Origin of the sequence: Streptomyces sp. NPDC029526, assembly GCF_040637405.1 — a bacterium.
In the GTDB taxonomy this organism is placed as follows: Bacteria; Actinomycetota; Actinomycetes; order Streptomycetales; family Streptomycetaceae; genus Streptomyces.
Map to the genome: position 1 here is coordinate 1 of NZ_JBEZWE010000014.1, position 18,591 is coordinate 18,591.

At 71.9% G+C, this 18,591-nt stretch carries 14 protein-coding genes and 1 pseudogene; 6 read left to right on the forward strand and 9 right to left on the reverse strand.

What is annotated here, in order from left to right; translation table 11 throughout:
• Positions 1-258 precede the first annotated feature (258 nt).
• Both AB0F01_RS24195 and AB0F01_RS24200 read left to right on the forward strand, forming a co-directional pair.
• Positions 259-1,491 (forward strand): Ig-like domain-containing protein, encoded by a 1,233-nt coding sequence (locus AB0F01_RS24195; protein ID WP_362099434.1) that lies wholly within the window; start codon positions 259-261, stop codon positions 1,489-1,491.
• 200 nt (positions 1,492-1,691) lie between these two features.
• Positions 1,692-2,438, forward strand: coding sequence for a DUF6227 family protein (locus AB0F01_RS24200; RefSeq protein ID WP_362099437.1), 747 nt, complete (start codon positions 1,692-1,694; stop codon positions 2,436-2,438).
• A gap of 142 nt (positions 2,439-2,580) precedes the next feature.
• Here AB0F01_RS24200 and AB0F01_RS24205 read toward each other — a convergent pair whose 3' ends face one another.
• Positions 2,581-3,069, reverse strand: a complete 489-nt coding sequence (locus AB0F01_RS24205; RefSeq protein ID WP_362099439.1) for a hypothetical protein — start codon at positions 3,067-3,069, stop codon at positions 2,581-2,583.
• Between the two features lie 123 nt (positions 3,070-3,192).
• Complete coding sequence (locus tag AB0F01_RS24210) at positions 3,193-5,472, reverse strand: fructose-specific PTS transporter subunit EIIC (protein WP_362099442.1); 2,280 nt, start codon at positions 5,470-5,472, stop codon at positions 3,193-3,195.
• A 102-nt stretch (positions 5,473-5,574) separates the two neighbouring features.
• Here AB0F01_RS24210 and AB0F01_RS24215 point away from each other — a divergent pair, with 102 nt between their 5' ends.
• On the forward strand, positions 5,575-5,718 hold the full coding sequence (locus AB0F01_RS24215) for a hypothetical protein (protein ID WP_362099445.1): 144 nt from the start codon (positions 5,575-5,577) through the stop codon (positions 5,716-5,718).
• On the opposite strand, the gene pfkB is transcribed toward AB0F01_RS24215, so the two are convergent.
• From pfkB to AB0F01_RS24230, 3 genes are all read right to left on the reverse strand, one after another.
• Positions 5,711-6,658: a 1-phosphofructokinase gene (gene pfkB, locus AB0F01_RS24220; protein WP_362099448.1), complete on the reverse strand. Its 948-nt coding sequence runs from the start codon at positions 6,656-6,658 to the stop codon at positions 5,711-5,713. The genes AB0F01_RS24215 and pfkB overlap by 8 nt on opposite strands.
• Positions 6,655-7,416, reverse strand: coding sequence for a DeoR/GlpR family DNA-binding transcription regulator (locus AB0F01_RS24225; protein WP_362099451.1), 762 nt, complete (start codon positions 7,414-7,416; stop codon positions 6,655-6,657). The genes pfkB and AB0F01_RS24225 overlap by 4 nt, the downstream gene beginning before the upstream one ends.
• Positions 7,417-8,382: 966 nt before the next feature.
• Positions 8,383-9,903 (reverse strand): MFS transporter, encoded by a 1,521-nt coding sequence (locus AB0F01_RS24230; RefSeq protein WP_362099770.1) that lies wholly within the window; start codon positions 9,901-9,903, stop codon positions 8,383-8,385.
• Positions 9,904-10,289: 386 nt separating this feature from the next.
• On the opposite strand from AB0F01_RS24230, the gene AB0F01_RS24235 reads away from it, so the two are divergent.
• On the forward strand, positions 10,290-11,303 hold the full coding sequence (locus tag AB0F01_RS24235; RefSeq protein WP_362099454.1) for a YafY family protein: 1,014 nt from the start codon (positions 10,290-10,292) through the stop codon (positions 11,301-11,303).
• 301 nt (positions 11,304-11,604) lie between these two features.
• On the opposite strand, the gene AB0F01_RS24240 is transcribed toward AB0F01_RS24235, so the two are convergent.
• Complete coding sequence (locus AB0F01_RS24240; RefSeq protein ID WP_362099457.1) at positions 11,605-12,420, reverse strand: TetR family transcriptional regulator; 816 nt, start codon at positions 12,418-12,420, stop codon at positions 11,605-11,607.
• Between the two features lie 824 nt (positions 12,421-13,244).
• A complete protein-coding gene (locus AB0F01_RS24245) occupies positions 13,245-14,243 on the reverse strand; it encodes a sigma-70 family RNA polymerase sigma factor (RefSeq protein ID WP_362099460.1) in 999 nt (332 codons plus the stop codon).
• A gap of 202 nt (positions 14,244-14,445) precedes the next feature.
• On the opposite strand from AB0F01_RS24245, the pseudogene AB0F01_RS24250 reads away from it, so the two are divergent.
• Positions 14,446-14,652 (forward strand): annotated as a pseudogene (locus tag AB0F01_RS24250) (GNAT family N-acetyltransferase); the annotation flags it as partial.
• A gap of 190 nt (positions 14,653-14,842) precedes the next feature.
• Here AB0F01_RS24250 and AB0F01_RS24255 read toward each other — a convergent pair.
• Complete coding sequence (locus AB0F01_RS24255; RefSeq protein ID WP_362099773.1) at positions 14,843-15,604, reverse strand: class III extradiol ring-cleavage dioxygenase; 762 nt, start codon at positions 15,602-15,604, stop codon at positions 14,843-14,845.
• A gap of 183 nt (positions 15,605-15,787) precedes the next feature.
• Between AB0F01_RS24255 and AB0F01_RS24260 the strand changes: the two genes are divergently transcribed.
• Positions 15,788-16,303 carry a MarR family transcriptional regulator gene (locus AB0F01_RS24260; protein WP_362099463.1) on the forward strand — a complete coding sequence of 172 codons (516 nt, stop codon included), beginning with the start codon at positions 15,788-15,790 and terminating at the stop codon, positions 16,301-16,303.
• Between the two features lie 231 nt (positions 16,304-16,534).
• Here AB0F01_RS24260 and AB0F01_RS24265 read toward each other — a convergent pair whose 3' ends face one another.
• Positions 16,535-18,232, reverse strand: coding sequence for an MFS transporter (locus AB0F01_RS24265; protein WP_362099466.1), 1,698 nt, complete (start codon positions 18,230-18,232; stop codon positions 16,535-16,537).
• Positions 18,233-18,591 lie beyond the last annotated feature (359 nt).

Here is an 18,591-nt window from a genome sequence, read left to right on the forward strand (position 1 = left end):
GTCGACATCGTCGTCCTCCAGGGAGGGGGAGGGGGGAGGCCCCCCTCCCGGGCCCGTCGGGAAAGCTCCGTCGGCGGGCAACGCCAGCCCGTTGTCGCGGTTCTGTCACGGCACCGTCCTCATACGGGTCGGAGGGAACCCGGGTGGACAGCCGACCCCTCTTCGTTCGCGTACGCCGCTTACTCCACTTACCCCGCGTAGGGCGCGTAGAGCGCGTACAGAGTGGATCACCCGCATCGTTCGCATCTGGAGCAGCCCGTGACAACCTCGGACAACGCAGCCCGGCGCGCACTGGTGGCCGGTGCCGCCCTCCTGGTCGGCGCCCTCACCCTCACCGCCTGTGGCGGCAGCGCCCAGGCCGACGGTTCCCGTGACGGCAAGGGCGGCCGGGGTGGTGACGGGGCAGGCAACGTGTCGGTCGCGAAGATAGCCATCTCCGCCGAGAACGGCTCGACCGGTGCGTCGATCAACTCGACGGGCGTCAAGGTGAGCGGGGGCCGTCTGACGGACGTGAAGATGATCGTGGCCGACTCGGGCGAGGCCGTGGCCGGTGCGCTCTCGTCCGACGGAACCGCCTGGAAGCCCGGCAAGCAGTTGGAGCGCGGGACGACGTACCGGATAGCGGCGACGGCGAAGGACGACAAGGGCCGCACGTCGTCGGCCGACTCCCGTTTCACCACCGTCACACCCGACGACAGCTTCATCGGCACCTACACCCCGGACGACGGCACCACGGTCGGCGTGGGCATGCCCGTGTCCTTCACCTTCGACAAGGCGATCACGGACAGGAAGGCCGTGCAGTCGCACATCACCGTCACCTCCAGCAGCGGGCAGAAGGTGGTGGGGCACTGGTTCGGCGCGCAGCGCCTGGACTTCCGGCCCCAGGAGTACTGGAAGGCCGGTTCGAAGGTCACGATGAAGATCGACCTGGACGGTGTCGAGGGCGCCGACGGCGTGCACGGCGTGCAGAAGAAGACGGTCACCTTCACCGTCGGCCGGTCACAGGTCTCCACTGTGGACGTGAACACCCAGACCCTGACGGTCGAGCGGGACGGCAAGACGGTCAAGTCGATCCCGATCTCGACGGGTGATGCCCAGCATCCCACCTACAACGGGCAGATGGTGATCTCCGAGAAGTTCACCCGGACTCGTATGAACAGCCGGACGGTCGGCATGGGTTCCGAGTACGACATCCCGGACGTGCCGCACGCGATGCGGCTGACCACCAGCGGAACCTTCATCCACGGCAACTACTGGTACGACAAGGGCAACCCTCCCTTCGGCCGGCAGGGCACCAGTCACGGGTGCGTCGGGCTGGCGGACGTGCGGGGCGCGCAGGGCGACACGCCCGGCAAGTGGTTCTTCGACCATTCCCTCCTCGGTGACGTGGTGGTCGTGAAGAACTCGCCCGACAGGGCGGTCTCACCGGACAACGGCCTCAACGGCTGGAACATGGAGTGGAGCAGGTGGATCGCGGGCAGCGCGGTCTGACGGCGCGCCGCACCGTCGATCCGTCGCCGCAACCCACGGCTCGGCGGCAAGTTTTGACGTCCTGTCAGGCCGGGTAGGAATTTCTCGCGCGGCCCGCCCGTTTTCCCGGCGTACGTTTTCTCGGTTCCCGGACATGATGTCCGACCGAGGGGCTACGGTATGCACCCACAAGGTGACATGCAGCAACGCCGGGAGAAACCTTGAGCGTTCCGTACGAGGCGGCAGCGTACGAACCGTCCGACTCGCCCGAGTCTCCGGAGGAGCACCTCGCGCGGCTCCTCGGTCGTGCCCTGAACTCGTTCGAGTTGCCGGACGAGACGTTGGCACGGCTCGACTGCGCGCTGGCCCATGACGGCTCGCTGCACTCCGCGCACCACAGCGCGGGCCTGCACCGGGAGACGTACCGCCACACCTGGCTGCTCGCCGACGGTTCCGCGCTCACGCTGTGGGAGCTGGTGCACAACACGGCTCGCGACGGGGAACCCCAGCATGAGGTGTATGTGGACGAGGAGGAGTTGCGGACCGCAACCGCTCGTCTGCCGCTGCCTCCGGACGCCCCGGAGTTCGAGCTTCCGGTGGTGGTGCAGCTTCCCGCGATGCCCCTGCCCAGGCCGGCCTATGTGCCGGACGACTCCGCGGACCACGCGCGCCGCTTACTGCGCCGGGCGGAGAACGCGGACCGGCCGGACGCGCGGACGGCGGCCCTGTTGAGGACGGCCTTCGCGCACCAGATCACGCAGGCGTTCGGCCGTCCGTCGTACTCGGGCCGGTCGGGCCTGTGTTTCGCGCTGTACGAGCACGCGTTCCTGTTGCGTGACGGCGCGGAGATCTCCCTCTGGGAGGTCGAGCACACGGCCACGCCCGACGGGCGGCACATGTGCGAGGTGTACGTGACCGAGGATGCCGCGCGCGACGCGATGGAGCGCCGGGCCGCGCAGGTCTCCTAGAAGCGGCGAGCGCCGTTCGGGGCACGTGTATCGCCGATGCCGTGGGGCCGGGCGGTTGCCTCGCGGAGCCCTTGGCCGCTCCTGGGCACTCGGCGACCGCCGGCGGCAGGCCGACCGCAGGCTGACGGCAAGCCGGGCGTGCTCAGCGGTCGTCGTCGGCGAGGCGGCGTACCAGGCCCGCGAAGGCGGCGCGTTCCGCCGGGCTGAGGGTGACGACCTCCGCCCGCGGACCGGTCTGACGCTGCCGGGGAATCGTCGGCAGCGACTGCCTCTTGCCACGGCGTCCGGTACCAGCGGAGGGCAGGTGGGGCGGCTGCGGGCCGGCGCCCTTCACCCGGCGGCCCAGCCCTGCCGGGATCCACGTGCGCTGCTGTCCCGCTCCGGCGGAGAAGCCGCGCCGGGCGCTCCCGGCACTACTGCCCCGACGGCCGCGACGGCCCCGACGGGCGCGACGGCGCAGGACGGTGGCCAGGCCGGCCGCGCAGCTCACGGTGGCCAGGGCTGCCAGGGACAGGGCAGTCGTGCTCTTCAGAACAGCCGGGCTGGTCAGGGCAGTCGGGCTCGTCAGGGCAGCAGCGCCCGTCAGGGCAGTCGGGTCCGCCGCCTTCGAGATCGCGTCGTGCTCAGGCATGCGGCCCAGTACACACCACGGTCCGGGGCTGAGGGCCCCGGACCGTGATGAAGGTGATCTATCTCGCACTCGGCATGAATGCCGCAGACCACCCGGATGGCCGCATGACGGTACGTCGCGTGGTCAGGCGGCCACGGGCTGCCCGGCGGGAGCCGACGAGGCGGCCTCACCCTTGCCGCCCGCACCGTCGGCGCCTGCCGCAACCGGCTTGCGCAGCCCCTTGAGGAGGATCACCAGGGCCGCCGTGACGACCACGCCCGCGGCGATGGCGACCAGGTAGAGCAGCGGGTTGCCGATGAGAGGCACCACGAAGATGCCGCCGTGCGGCGCCCGCAGGGTCGCGCCGAACGCCATGGACAGGGCGCCGGTCACGGCACCGCCCACCATGGAGGCGGGGATGACGCGCAGCGGGTCGGCCGCGGCGAACGGGATGGCACCCTCGGAGATGAACGAGGCGCCCAGAACCCAGGCCGCCTTGCCGTTCTCCCGCTCGGTCCGGTTGAACAGCTTGCCGCGCACCGTCGTGGCCAGCGCCATCGCCAGCGGCGGGACCATGCCGGCCGCCATGACCGCGGCCATGATCTTCATGGCGGAGTCGCTGGGACTGGCGACCGCGATCCCGGCGGTGGCGAAGGTGTAGGCGACCTTGTTGACGGGACCGCCGAGGTCGAAGCACATCATCAGGCCGAGGAGGGTGCCGAGCAGGATGGCGTTGGTGCCGGTGAGGCCGTTGAGCCAGTCGGTCATGGCCTTCTGCGCCTCGGCGATGGGCTTGCCGATCACCACGAACATCAGGAAGCCGACCACCGCCGAGGAGATCAACGGGATCACCACCACCGGCATGATGCCGCGCAGGGCCGTCGGGATCCGCACCCGCTGGATCCCGATCACCACCGCACCGGCGATGAGACCGGCCGCGAGACCGCCGAGGAAGCCGGCGTTGATGGTGAGCGAGATCGCGCCGCCGACGAAGCCGGGCACCAGGCCGGGCCGGTCGGCCATGCCGTAGGCGATGTAACCGGCCAGGACGGGGACGAGGAAGCCGAAGGCGACGCCACCGATCTGGAAGAGCAACGCGCCCCAGCTCGCCGCCTCGGTCCACAGGAAGTGCTCCATCACCGACGGCGCCTCGTTGATCTCGTAGCCGCCGATGGCGAACCCGAGGGCGATGAGGAGGCCGCCCGCGGCGACGAAGGGCACCATGTAACTGACGCCGGACATCAGCCACTTGCGCAGCTTCGTGCCGTAGCCGTCACTCGATGCGGCGCCGCGTTCGACGGGTGTGCCGCCGCCCGCCGCGGGTGCGGTGGCCTCTCCGCGCTCGGCCTTCTCCCGGACCTCGGCGATCAGTTCGGCGGGGCGGTTGATGCCCGCCTTGACCCCGGTGTCGACGGTGGGCTTGCCGGCGAAGCGTTCCTTCTCGCGGACGGGGACGTCGTGGGCGAAGATCACGCCGTCGGCCGCCTCGATGACCGCCGGGTCGAGCCGGGTGAAGCCCGCCGACCCCTGGGTCTCGACGGCGACCTCCACACCCGCCTCGCGGCCCGCGTTCTCCAGGGACTCGGCGGCCATGTAGGTGTGGGCGATACCGGTGGGGCAGGACGTGACGGCGACGATCCGGAAGGGGCGCCGCCCGGACGCACCGGCGTCATCGTCGCCGGCGGTCCCCGCAGGGGCCTCCGCATCGGCATCGGCACCGGCACCGGCCCCACCGGCACCGGCACCGGCACCGGCACCGGCGGGTGCCGTACCGGTGGGGCCGGTGGTCGCCGTGGTGGCGCTGGTTCCTTCGGCCGGGCCGGTGGTGCCCTTCGGGTCCTGGTCGCTGCCCGTGGCGGCACCGGCGGAGGCCGCCGCCGGTGCCGCCACGGAGTCGGTGGCTCCCGGGGTTCCACCGGGCCGTGCGGTGCTCTCCGGCTTCGTAAAGCCCGCGTCGGCTGCCGGGTCCGTGGCCGCCGGGGACGCGTCACCGCGGATGAGTGCCGCCGCGCCCGCCGGGTCGGTGACCTCGCGCAGGGCGGTGGTGAACTCGGCGTTCATCAGCTGCCGGGCCAGCGACGACAGGATGGTCAGGTGGTCGTCGTCCGCACCCGCGGGGGCGGCGATGAGGAAGATCAGGTCGGCGGGGCCGTCCGCCGCTCCGAAGTCGACACCGCCGGCGCTGCGCCCGAAGGCCAGCGTCGGCTCGGTGACGTGTTCGCTGCGGCAGTGCGGGATGCCGATGCCTCCGTCGAGGCCGGTGGGCATCTGGGCCTCGCGGGCGGCCACGTCGGCGAGGAAGCCGTCCAGGTCGGTCACCCGGCCCTGGGCCACCATGCGCTCCGCGAGGGCACGGGCCGCCGCTTCCTTGGTGTCGGCGGACAGGTCGAGGTCGACCAGGTCCGCGGTGATCATGTCGCTCATCGCGGGCTCCTTCGCACGCATATCGCCCGGGAGGTGCTGTGGGCGGGGGAGGGGACGGGGATGCGGTGGGGGGAGGCAAGAACGGGGGACAGTGGATCGCTCGTGCACGGCACCAGCGGCACCGGCTGCACCAGCGGCACCGGCGGCAGGGACCGCATGGGCCGGACGGACCGGACGGGCGGCTGGACGGGCGGCTGGACGGGCGACCGGACGGGCCGGGCCGGCAGATCGAGGTTCGTCATGTGACCGGCTCCTTCAGCGCACGGTCGACCGGGATGTCCGCGGTGACCGTCACGGCCGACGGATCGAGGTCGCTCGGGGCCGGCATCGCACTGCCCGGGGTCTGGACGGCCGCGGCCCCGTGGGCGACGGCCGAGGCGAGGGCCTCCGGCCCGCGTCCGCCGGCGATGAGGAACCCGGCGAGCGAGGAGTCGCCCGCGCCGACGTTGCTGCGGACGGTCTCCACGCGGGCGGTGCCGAACCAGGTGCCGTCCGCGTCGACCAGCAACTGCCCGTCGGCGCCGAGGCTGGCGAGCACCGCCTTGGCGCCCATCTCCCGCAGCTCGCCGGCGGCCTTGGCCGCGTCGCCCACGGTGGCGAGGGGGCGGCCGACGGCCTCGGCGAGTTCCTCCGCGTTGGGCTTCACCACGTCCGGCCGTCCGCTCAACGCCGCGGTCAGGGCCGGTCCGGAGGTGTCCAGGGCGATGCGTACGCCGGCCGAGTGCGCCCGGGTGACCACCTCGGCGTACCAGCTGGGATCCAGGCCGCGCGGCAGGCTGCCGCAGCAGGCGATCCAGTCCGCGCCCGCGGACTGCCGGTACACGGTGCGGAGCAGCAACTCCTGCTCCGCCGCGCTCAGTTCCGGTCCGGGCGCGTTGATCTTGGTGAGTACGCCGTCCGACTCGGCCAGGGCGATGTTGGACCTGGTGGGGCCTTCGACGGGGACCGGCGCGACCTCGATGCCCTGGGCGTCGAGCAGTTGGGCGACCAGGGCGCCGGGCGCGCCTCCCAGGGGGAGCACGGCGACCGTGCGCCGGCCGGCCGCGGCCACGGCCCGGGAGACGTTGACGCCCTTGCCCCCCGGGTCCACCCGTTCGCCGGTGGCCCGGACGACCTCACCGCGGTCGAGCGAGGGCACCTCGTAGGTGCGGTCCAGGGAGGGGTTGGGGGTGACGGTGACGATCATGCGCGTACCACTTCCGTGCCGCCGCGTTCGATCGCGAGGGCGTCGTCCGGGCTCAGCCCGCTGTCGGTGATCAACAGGTCCACGTCGCCCAGGTCGCCGAAGCGGGCGAAGTGCTCCTGTCCGTGCTTGGAGGAGTCGGCGAGGAGCACCACCCGGCGCGCGGCGGCCATGGCCGCACGCTTCACCGCGGCCTCGGCCAGGTCCGGCGTGGTCAGTCCGTGCTCGGGAGAGAAACCGTTGGCCGCCACGAACAGCACGTCGGCGCGGATCTCGCCGTAGGCACGGAGGGCCCAGGCGTCCACGGCCGCGCGGGTGCGGTGTCGTACGCGTCCGCCGACGAGGTGGAGTTGCAGGCCGGGGTGGTCGGCGAGGCGGGCCGCGATGGGGAGGCTGTGGGTGACGACGGTGAGGGACACTTCCACCGGGATCGAGCCGGCGAGCCGGGCGATCGTGGACCCGGCGTCGACGATGACCGTACCGTCGGCGGGAATCTCGGCCAGGGCGGCCTTGGCGATGCGGTCCTTCTCGTCGGCTGCGGTCGTCTCGCGCTCGGCGAGGTCCGGTTCGAAGTCGAGCCGCCCGACAGGGATGGCTCCGCCGTGCACCCGGCGGACCAGACCCGCCCGGTCGAGCGTCTTCAGGTCCCGCCGGATCGTCTCCGCGGTCACCTGGAACTCCTCGGCCAGGGACACCACGTCGACCCGGCCGCTCTCCCGGGCCAGACGCATGATCGCCTGTTGACGCTCCGGTGCGTACATGCCCGCTCACCTCCGAACCGTGCCCGAACGTGTGGTTTCGCTTTCAAGCGTAAGCCGGGATGTGCAGGAAGTAAACACCTTCGGGCGCACTCGGGCATGAACGGACTTCCGTCGGCGCCCGGATCGCCGGAAGGTAGGAGAAGACGGGAGGCGGGAGGCGGGAGGCGGGAGGCGGGAGGCGGGCGTACGGGCGCTGCGGGCGGGAGCCGAGAGCCGGGAGAGGGGAGGCGGGAGGCCGTCGGGAGCGGGACGGTGCACGCTCCGCCGCGCTCCCCCAGCACCCGTTCGCCCCGCAACTCGCCGCCCAGCACCCGTTCGCCCACCACGCGCCCCCCACCCTCGCTCCCCCACCGCTCCTCTGCCTCGCGGGACGCGGCCCGGGGCCCCCGTGTGTCCCTGCCCCTCCCGCGTACACGCAGCAGCCTGGTTGAAGCAGCTCGTCTCGGCCCACCTGCCTGCCTGCCGGTCCGGCCCGGTCTCGGCTCAGGCCCACCTGCCCGCCGCTCGGGCCTGCTTGCCGATCGGGCAGCTGCCCGGGCTCATCCCGACGCAGGCCCGGCTCACCCCGACGTCGGCGCCGGCTCAGCCCGACGCAGGCCCCGGCTCAACCCGACGTCGACCCCGGCTCAGCCCGACGCAGGCCCGGGCTCAGTCCGTCGTCGGCCCCGGCTCGGCCCGACGTAGGCCCGGGCTCAGTCCGTCGTCGGCCCCGGCTCAGCCCGACGCGGGCACCGCTCCGGCCGAGGCCCCGACCTGATGACGCCGTAGGGCCGGGCACCACCTGGGTGCCCGGCCCTACGTCCGGCTCTCGTCTGATGCGGCCCCCGTCTCCCCCGCTCCGGCCCGCCCCGCACTCCCGGGGCCGGAGGCGCGCACCGGTCCCTCGGGACAGGACGCGCGCTCCGGATCCCGCGTCAGAACGCGTACTCCGGATCCTTTGTCAGGACGCGCGCTCCGGATCCTGTGTCAGGGCACGTACTCCGGCTTCCGTTCCTCCGTCGGCAGGTCGTCTCCTCCCGGCTTCCCCGCGACCCCCTCGGCACGGCCACCGTCACCGGAGTCGGACGCGTCGACGGCACGCGCCCCGCCCTTCTCCGCTGCCCCCTCCATGTGCTGGGCGGGCCGCCCGGGCAGCGCGAACATCAGCAGGAACATCAGGCCCAGCAGGACGGCCACCCAGCCCAGTGCGTACTCGAACCCGTCGACGAAGGCGGGGCCGATCTCGGCAGCGGCAAGCGGTTCGTCGATCACGCCGAAGAAGACCACCGAGACCAGGCCGAGGCCCAGCGCGTTGCCCATCTGCTGCACCGTGTTGATCAGACCCGACGCCGATCCCGCGTGGGCGTGCGGCACCTCCGAGAGCACCGCGTCCGTCAGCGGAGCGACGATCAGTCCCATGCCGACGCCCATGACGACCAGCGGCAGCGCCATCTGCCAGGAGGAGATGCCCAGGCCGTAGCGCGCGGACTCCCAGAGGTAGAGGAGCACGCCGGCGGCCATCACCAGCGCTCCCGCCTGGAGCACCTTCCGCCCGAAGCGCGGCACCAGCAGCTGCACCGACATCCCCGCCGCCACTGATACGGCGATGGAGAACGGCACCCCGGTCAGACCCGCCCGCAGGACGCTCCAGCCCAGGCCGACCTGCATGTACAGCGTCCACACCAGGAAGAAGACGCCGAGGCCGACGCCGAACACCGTCTGGACGGCGATGCCCGCCGCGAAACTCTTGATCCGGAACAGGGACACCTCGATCAGCGGGGAACCGTCCCGCGCCCCCTTGCCCCGCTCGTACGCCACCAGCAGGGCCAGCACCGCCAGCGCACCCGCCATCGACACGTACCCCCACAGCGGCCAGCCCAGTTCGCGACCGCGGGTGAGCGGGTAGAGCAGCATCAACAGGCCCAGCGTCACCAGTCCGACACCGACGAGGTCCAGCTTCATCGCCCGCGGGGCCTTCGACTCGGTGATGTAGCGGCTGCCCAGCAGCAGTGCCGCGATGCCGACGGGCAGGTTGATCAGGAAGATCGGCCGCCACTCGAGACCGAACAGGTTCCACTCGGTGAGCAGTGCGCCGAGCAGGGGCCCGGACACCGCGCCGAGACCGACGATCGCGCCGAACAGCCCGAAGACCTTGCCGCGTTCGTGTGTCGGGAAGGTGGCGTGCACGATCGAGAGCACCTGCGGCACCATCATCGCCGCCGTCGCGCCCTGCAGGATGCGGGAGGCGACCAGCATGTCCGGGTTGACGGCGAACCCGCACAGGGCCGAGGCGACGGTGAAGCCGCCGACGCCGAGGAGGAAGACCCGCTTGCGGCCGTGGATGTCGCCCAGCCGCCCACCGGTGATCAGGCCGGCGGCGAAGGCGAGCGCGTAGCCCGCGGTGATCCACTGGATCTGGCTGAAGGTGGCGCCCTCGTCCCGCTGGATGGTCGGGATGGCGATGTTGACGATGGTGACGTCCACGAGGTCCATGAAGGCGGCGGTCATCACGATCGCCAGCGCGAACCAGCGCCGCCGGTCGCCGGGAGCGGGGCTCGGGGTGACCTCCGCCGGGTCCGTGGGCGACGCGACGGCCGGCGCGGGCGCGGGGGACGGTCCTGAAGCCGACGGGCCTGGGCCGTGGTGGGCTGCCTCCGGCCGCCGGGATCCCGTGGCGTCGCCCGGGCGGCTGCCCGACTCGTTGCCCGACGCGTTGCCGGAGTCGTTTCGGGTGCCGTTGCGGGCGCCGTTGCGGGAGCGGGAGGTGGGGGCCGAGGCGGGGCCGGAGCCGGCACCCGGATCGGTGCCGGAGGTGGAGTCCGTGTAGGTCATGTCCCGAAGCTATGAGTCATATAGGTCAGATCAGGTCCTATTCGTGAGGCATCGTGGAACGCATGACGACGGACACCCCGGCCCGGCTGCTGACCCTCCTCTCCCTCCTCCAGACACCCCGTGAATGGCCCGGTGGCGAGCTCGCCCGGCGCCTCGGGGTGTCCCGCCGTACGGTCCGGCGCGACATCGACCGGCTGCGCGAACTCGGCTATCCCGTCCAGGCGACCCTGGGCTCCGAGGGCGGTTACCGCCTCGTCGCCGGCAAGGCGATGCCGCCCCTGGTGCTCGACGACGAGGAGGCGGTGGCCATCGCGGTCGGCCTGCGTGCGGGCGCCGGACACGCCTTGGAAGGCGTAGAGGAGGCGTCCGTACGGGCGCTGGCGAAACTGGAGCAGGTCCTGCCCGGACGACTGCGCCACCGCGTCAGCACGCTCCAAGCCGCCACCACGCCCCTCACCAGCGGCGACGGTGCGAACATCGCGCCCGAGACGCTGACCGTCATCGCATCCACGGTGGCCGGGCACGAACGCCTCCGCTTCGCCTACCGGGCGGCCGACGGCACCGAGTCCCGGCGCCTGACGGAGCCCTACCGGCTGGTGTCGACCGGACGGCGTTGGTACCTCGTGGCGTACGACCTCGACCGCGCCGACTGGCGCACGTTCCGCGTCGACCGGGTGAGCGAGCCCTTCGCGACGGGAGCTCGCTTCGCTCCGCGCGAGCTGCCCACCGGCAGCGCGGCGGAGTACCTGCGCCAGTCGATGCACCGCCAGCAGGAGTCCTACGCCCTCGACGTCACCTTCGCGGCTCCGGCCGACGTCGTCGCGCCGCACCTGCCGCCCTGGCTGGGCACGCCCGAACCGCAGGACGAGCACAGCTGCCGGCTGCGGGCCACGGTCGGAGACGTGAAGGAGTGGATGGCCGTCCGCCTGCTGCTCCTCGGCCACGACTTCACCGTGCACGGGCCGCCGGAACTGGTGGAGTGCGTGCGGAACCTGGGTGCGCGTATGACCAGGGCGGCGGGCGACACCCCGGCTTCACCGGCCCGCGGTGACGGCACCCGTCACACCATCGACTGAGGTGACCTCAGCGGTCGTGCCGCAGGCGGTGCGTGCGTACGGCGTGGTCGCCATGGACCGCGTGGACGCCATGGACGGGGGTCGACGCCACTGACCGCGTGGGCCGCGCGGACGCCATGGACCGCTTGGACGACCTGACCGTACAGTCCCGCAGCCGACGCACTGTCGAACCCGTCGAGCCGCACAGCACGCACAGTCGCGTAGCCGATGCACTGTCGCGCCACCGGACCTCGGGCCGCCGGACCTCTGGCCGACGCGCCGTCGGTCTGACGGGCCGACGGGCCGACGGGCCGACGGGCCGTCAGTGGACGTCGGCTGCGATGTCGTCCCAGGGGAAGTGGCGCAGCGCGGCCAGGTTGGCGACCGCCAGTTCGGCGGGCCCCTGGCTGCCCTCGGCGGGGCCGTCACCGGCCGCCCAGCCCTCCGTGGCGGTGCGTACGGCCGCACCGGCGACGGCGGCGGCGAACCTCAGCCGCGACCGGACGGCAACGTTGTCGCTCTCCGCGGAACCCGGCCCACCCGGCGCCTTCCGACGCCCGGCCACCCGCTCCTCCAGCACGTCGGCCAGCGCCCGGTCGGAGGCCTGGCAGACCTCCGCCCACACCCTGCGCAGCACCGGGTCGGAGCCGGCCAGCCGGATCAGCGTGCGCATCCACTCCCACGAGGCCTCCGACACCCCGACACCCGGCGTCAGCGTGTGCCGTACGGCGCTCTCCAGCGCCTGCGGCACGGTCGCCTTGGCCGGAGCCGCCCGCACCGCCTCCACCCAGCGCCCGGCACCGGTCTCGTAGAGCGGCGCGATGGCCTCCTCCTTGGTGGCGAAGTACCGGTAGAACGTCCGCGGGGCGACCCCTGCCGCATGGGCGATGTCCTCGGCCCGGGTGGCCCGCAGCCCTTGCCGGACGAAGAGGCCGGCCGCCGCGCGGGCGATCGTCATGCGGGTCTCGGCCTTGCGCCGCTCGGTGAGCGAGGGCGAGGAGGACGAGGAGAGCGTCGGGGACGAGGGGAGCGACGGGGACGGGGAGGCCGCCGGGAACGGCGAAGCGGACGGGGGCGCGTTCGACGCCGGTGGAACCGGGCTCGGGGAGGACGGCGGCGTCGGGGTGGTGCTGCTCACGCCCGGCAGGCTATGCCCATGTGGCACAATCTGCCATCTGGCGGGCCACCCCGGGGTTCAGGTTCGGGGTGGCCCGCTCTCCATGCACGCCCCCACTTCCCCGTGACACCCACACGCCCTACACCGCCGTGTCCCCTGCACCGTCATGACGCTCGCCACGGCTGAGACGGCCGTCCTGAGGCCTTCGGCAGATCACAGGGCGACGGAAAAGCCGGGCCCGGCGCCCGGGGGGAGGGCGCCGAGCCCGGCTGGGGACGTCCCGGCGCCGGGGGGGGTGTGCGCCGGGACGAGGCTCATCGGACGATGCCGCGCGGGCGGGTGGTCGTGCCGTGCGCGGTCGTGGTGCGGTGCTTCGTTTCCGTGTGGCGTAGTGCTGTAGTGCTTGGTGGCCGTGCTGGGTGCTTGGCCGTGCCGTGCCTGGTGTCTGGTGCTCGCTCGCGGCGCGATCCCTGGTGAGTGAGGCGTCGCGGCGGCATACTCGGCGGGGCCTCGTGCCCCTCGGTACATGGACGTGAACGTGGACGTCGGACGTAGGCCCGTGTCGGTGCGTCGCACGTGGATCGTGTCGTGCGTCGTACGTGGATCGTGTGTCGGTACTCGGTCGTCGTGCTGACGGTCGGGCCCAGTGGCCCGGTGGCCCTGCTCGGGTGTCTTTTTCCCGGCGCTCCGGGGGTTGAAGCGGCGCGGAACCGCCATTGTTTGCGCGGTCTTCCGCCACCGTGCGCGCCCGGCGGCACCGGCCCGGGGGGAACGGGCCGGCCGCCGAGGGAGGGTCTCGCCGCAGGGGTGGCGCTCCGGACGCCCGACACCGGACGCCCGAGGGGTCAGGCCACCGCGTCGAAGCCGGTGTCGCGGGCCAGCTTCTTCAGCTCCAGGAGCGCGTGCTTCTCGATCTGACGGATCCGCTCACGGGTCAGTCCGTGCTCCTTGCCGACTTCCGTCAGCGTGCGCTCACGGCCGTCCTCGATGCCGTACCGCATCTTGATGATGGACGCCGTGCGCTGGTCGAGGCGGCCGATCAGGTCGTCCAGCTCCTCGCTGCGCAGCAGCGTCAGCACCGACTGCTCGGGCGACACCGCGGAGGTGTCCTCCAGGAGGTCACCGAACTGGGTCTCGCCCTCGTCGTCCACCGACATGTTCAGCGAGACCGGGTCACGGGCCCAGTCGAGCACGTCGGTGACACGCTCCGGCGTGGAGCCGAGTTCCGCGGCGATCTCCGTGGGCTCCGGGTCGCGGCCGTGCTCGCGGTTGAACTCGCGCTGCACGCGGCGGATCCGTCCCAGCTCCTCCACGAGGTGCACGGGCAGGCGGATGGTGCGGGACTGGTCGGCTATCGAGCGCGTGATGGCCTGGCGGATCCACCACGTGGCGTAGGTCGAGAACTTGAAGCCCTTGCGGTAGTCGAACTTCTCGACCGCGCGCACCAGACCGGCGTTGCCCTCCTGGATCAGGTCGAGAAGGGGCAGGCCACTGCGCGGGTAGCGGCGCGCGACGGCGACCACCAGGCGGAGGTTGGAGCGGATGAAGATGTCCTTGGCCCGCTCACTGTCGTCGACCAGGGCCTGGAGCTCCTCGGGGGTGGCTCCGACCTTGTTCTCCTCCTGGCCGTCCAGGATCTGTCGCGCGAACACACCCGCTTCGATGATCTGGGAAAGCTCGACCTCCTTGGCGGCGTCGAGCAGCGGCGTGCGCGCGATCTCGTCGAGGTACATGCCGACCAGGTCGCGGTCGGCGATCTCGCCGCCCTGGGCGCGAACACTGCTTGCCGCGGCGACCGTCTCGCCGTTGGCGGACTGACGACGGGCGACGGCACGGGTTGCCATGCGAGCTCCCTTGCGATGGTGAGGTCAGCGGGTGATGCGGACGCTCGGCACTTTCCTCGTAGGTCTCTCGGGTCTCTTCGGACTCTGCTCGGGTGCCCTGCATCCGTAGGAAACAACGACTGGAATCAGGACAGAATTCCCAACCTGCCCTTCGATTTTTCTGATCATGCAGTACCCTGTCGGCCGCGCGGCGGGAGGCGCGATGCCGCCGGAAGGGACAGACGTCCAGGTCAGGCCGGGCACGGAGGAGGATCCGGAGGCTCCCACCGACCTGCACAGCCACCACGCCCGTGAGACGGCGATCACATGCGACACGGCACCCTTCACTCGGGTGGAGTTGCGCCCCCGGCTGCTCTCCCACCCTGAAGACGGCTCGTACCGGTTGATGGTTGCCACGGGTGTCGAGTCGGACACAGGTCCGGGGGCATCCGGGGGGCCAGACACCACAACGCACCCGCCCGCCACCCGACCCGCGTGACCCGCGCGCCGTCCGGACCCTCGCACGCTCCGCGCGCTCCTCGCACCGCGCGACCGACCGCCCAGGACCGCGGCGGCCGACCGCTCAGGGGACCGCGGCGGCCGACCGCTCAGGGGACCGTTCAGCCGAACTGCACCGACCGCTTCGCCAGCCCCATCCAGAACCCGTCGATCACGGACTTCTGTTCCCCGAGCTCCCCCGCGGCGTCCGCGGCGCCCATGGTCACGAAGAGCGGGGCGAAGTGCTCGGTGCGCGGGTGGGCGAGCAGGCCCGCCGGGGACTTGCGGGTGAAGTCGAGCAGCGCGTCCACGTCACGCGCGTCGAGGGCCTCCCGGCCCCAGGCGTCGAACTCCGCCGACCAGCCCGGGATGCCTCCCTGTCGTAGCGCGGCCAGGTTGTGGGTGAAGAACCCCGAGCCGATGATCAGCACGCCCTCGTCGCGCAGCGGCGCCAGGCGGCGCCCGATCTCCATCAGCTTCACGGGGTCCAGGGTCGGCATGGAAACCTGGAGGACCGGGATGTCGGCCGCCGGGAACATCTCGACCAGCGGGACGTACGCGCCGTGGTCGAGGCCGCGGTCGGGCACGTCCGTCACGGGCATGCCGGGGGCGCGCAGCAGCTTGCGGACCGACTCGGCCAGCGCCGGAGCCCCCGGGGCACCGTAGGTGACCTGGTAGTAGTGCTCCGGGAAGCCCCAGAAGTCGTAGACGAGGGGGACGGTCTCGGTGGCGCCGAGCGCGAGCGGGGCCTCCTCCCAGTGGGCGGAGACGATCAGGATCGCCTTGGGGCGGGGCAGGTCGGCGGACCAGGCGGCCAGCTCCCCCGGCCACACGGGGTCGTCGGCCAGCGGCGGGGCACCGTGGCTCAGATAGAGGGCGGGCATGCGGTCCTGCGTGGCGGCGGCGGTCATGACGACGACTCCTTTCGGCGGCAGTAGGGGGCATCGACGCGCAGCGGTCGCTCGGGATCGGCGCACCCTGCCGAATTTGCTTTAAATCTCAACTTTCAAGCATGACTGTACACACAGTTCGTTTAATCTTCAAGGAAGAAGGCGTACAGTGGACTCATGACGACGGCACCCGAACCGGCACACGCCGAGGAACCCCGCTGGTTGAGCGACGACGAGCAGAGCGTCTGGCGCTCCTACATCGACGCCACCACGCTCCTGGAGGACCACCTCGACCGTCAGCTCCAGCGCGACGCGGGCATGCCGCACGTGTACTACGGGCTGCTGGTCAAGCTCGCCGAGGCACCGGAGCGGCGGCTGCGGATGACCGAACTGGCCATGGCCGCGAAGATCACCCGGTCCCGCCTCTCGCACGCCATAGCCCGTCTGGAGAGGAACGGCTGGGTACGGCGCGAGGACTGCCCCTCCGACAGGCGCGGCCAGTTCGCCGTACTGACGGACGCGGGCCACGAGGTGCTGGCCCGGCACGCCCCCGGCCACGTGGAGGCCGTCCGCCAGGCGGTCTTCGACCGGCTCACCCCCGAACAGCAGAAGTCCCTCGGCGAGATCATGGGGATCATCGCCGAGGGACTGCAGCCGACCGGAACGGGAGCAGACCTGCCCTGGCTGCGGTGAAGCCCACCCTTCCGTCTGCGGTGGTGGTGGAGGGTGAAGCCCACCCCTCCGTCTGCGGTGGAGCCCGCCCGCCGTCTGCGACGACGGCGGGCGGGACGCCGACCACACCGTGCGGGAACGGTGCCGGGGCCTGCTGTACGTCAAGTACGTCAGTGAACGTCAGCTCACGTCACGCACGTCACGCACGTCACGCAGTCATGCGCGTCACGCACGTCATACACGTCACGCCCGTCAGTGGGTGACGGCCGGCACGGACGCCTCCGCCCCCTCCTCACCCTTGCTCGTCGCCCCGGCCCGGACCCTCGTGTCCTGGCCGGGGCCGGACGAGGAGGCCGTCGCCGAGGAGAGCGTCGACGAGGAGGCCGTCGCCGCGGTACCGCCGGGACGGCCGGCGTTGACGAGGACCGTGGCGATGGCCGCGGCCGCCACGAGGATGCCGACGGCGAACCAGATCGCGCTGGTGTAGCCCTCCACCTGGCCCTGGAGCTGGATCAGTTGCTGCTCGGCCCGGCTGCCCGCCCCGCCGATGCGGTCGGCGACGTAGGCCGTGGTCGCCGAGGCGGCGATCGTGTTCAGCAGGGCCGTACCGATCGCACCGCCCACCTGCTGCGAGGTGTTGACCATCGCGGAGGCGACTCCGGAGTCCCGGGGCTCGACGCCGAGGGTGGCCAGGGACATCGCCGGCATGAACGCCGTACCCATACCGAGGCCGAGCAGCAGCATCGCGGGCAGCAGCAGGGCCGCGTACGACGAATCGATCTCCAGCCGCGTCAGCAGCAGCATGCCGACCGCGGCGACGAGGAAGCCGGGGCCCATCAGCAGCCGGGGCGCGACCCGGGTCATCAGCCGGGCGCCGATCTGCGTGGAACCGGTGACCATGCCCGCGATCATCGGGAGGAAGGCGAAGCCGGTCCTGACCGGCGAGTAGCCCTTCACGACCTGCAGGTAGTAGGTCAGGAAGAGGAACAGGCCGAACATCGCGATGATCGCCAGGCCGAGCGAGAGGTAGACCCCACCACGGTTGCGCTCGGTCACCACGCGCAGCGGCAGCAGGGGTGCCCGGACTCGGGACTCGACGAGCACGAACGCGAGGAGCAGGACGGCGGAGGCGACGAACATACCGACGGTCACACCGTCGCTCCAGCCGTTCGACTCGGCCCGGGTGAAGCCGTAGACGAGCGCGACCAGGCCCAACGTGGAGAGCGCCACGCCCGGGATGTCGAGCGGCGAGCGGTTGCGGCCCCCGGCCGGTTCACGGATGACGAGGTACGCGCCGGCGGCGGCGATCACGGCGAACGGGATGTTCACGAAGAACGTCCAGCGCCAGTCCAGATACTCGGTGAGGAAGCCGCCGAGGATCAGACCGACGGCTCCACCGCCACCGGCGATCGCCCCGTAGATGCCGAACGCCTTGGCGCGCTCCTTGCCGTCCGTGAACATCACCGCGAGCAGGGACAGCGCGGCCGGTGCGAGCAGTGCGCCGAACACGCCCTGCAGTGCACGGGCACCGAACATCATCGCCTCGTTGGTGGCCGCCCCGCCGAGCGCGGAGGCCGCGGCGAACCCGCCCAGTCCGAGCACGAAGGCCCGCTTGCGGCCCCACAGGTCGGCGATCCGGCCGCCGAAGAGGAGCAGCCCGCCGAAGGCGAGGGCGTAGGCGGTCACGACCCACTGGCGGTTGCCGTCGGAGATGCCCAGATCCTGCTGGGCGGAGGGCAGCGCGATGTTCACGATGGTCGCGTCCAGGACGACCATCAGCTGGGCGAGCGCGATGAAGACGAGCGCCTTCCACCGGTTGTTGTCGGGCGCCTCCGGATCGGCCCGCAGACGAGGTGTCCCGGCCGTTGCCGCTTGTGCTGCCGATGCCACTGGTGCTGACGCTGGTGCTGCTGCTGATGCTGGTGCTGCTGCTGAGGCTGATTCAGACATGGGAGTACCCACTTCGGAACGTCGCAAGGAAGCGATGGGACGGATGAGGAGGATGGGCGGGACGGATGGGCGAGAGGGGACGGCTCGTCGGCCGACGACGTCCACCGGCGCGCCCGAGACCAGAGGCGCCGGAACGTCCGCGGACGACGGCGGCGCATCACCGACGATGGCGTCGGTCGGCGGCGGCCACCGGGTGACCGACGTCGCACCGCACGACGGACGCCGGCGTCGCTTCCCGGCAGCCGGTCACGGCAGCCGGTCACGGCGTAGGACGGACGGTCCCGCCGATCGTGCCGGGAAGAGTCGGAGATGGTCCTGGAAGGGTCGGAGATCGTGCTGGAAAGGTCAGAGATCGTGCT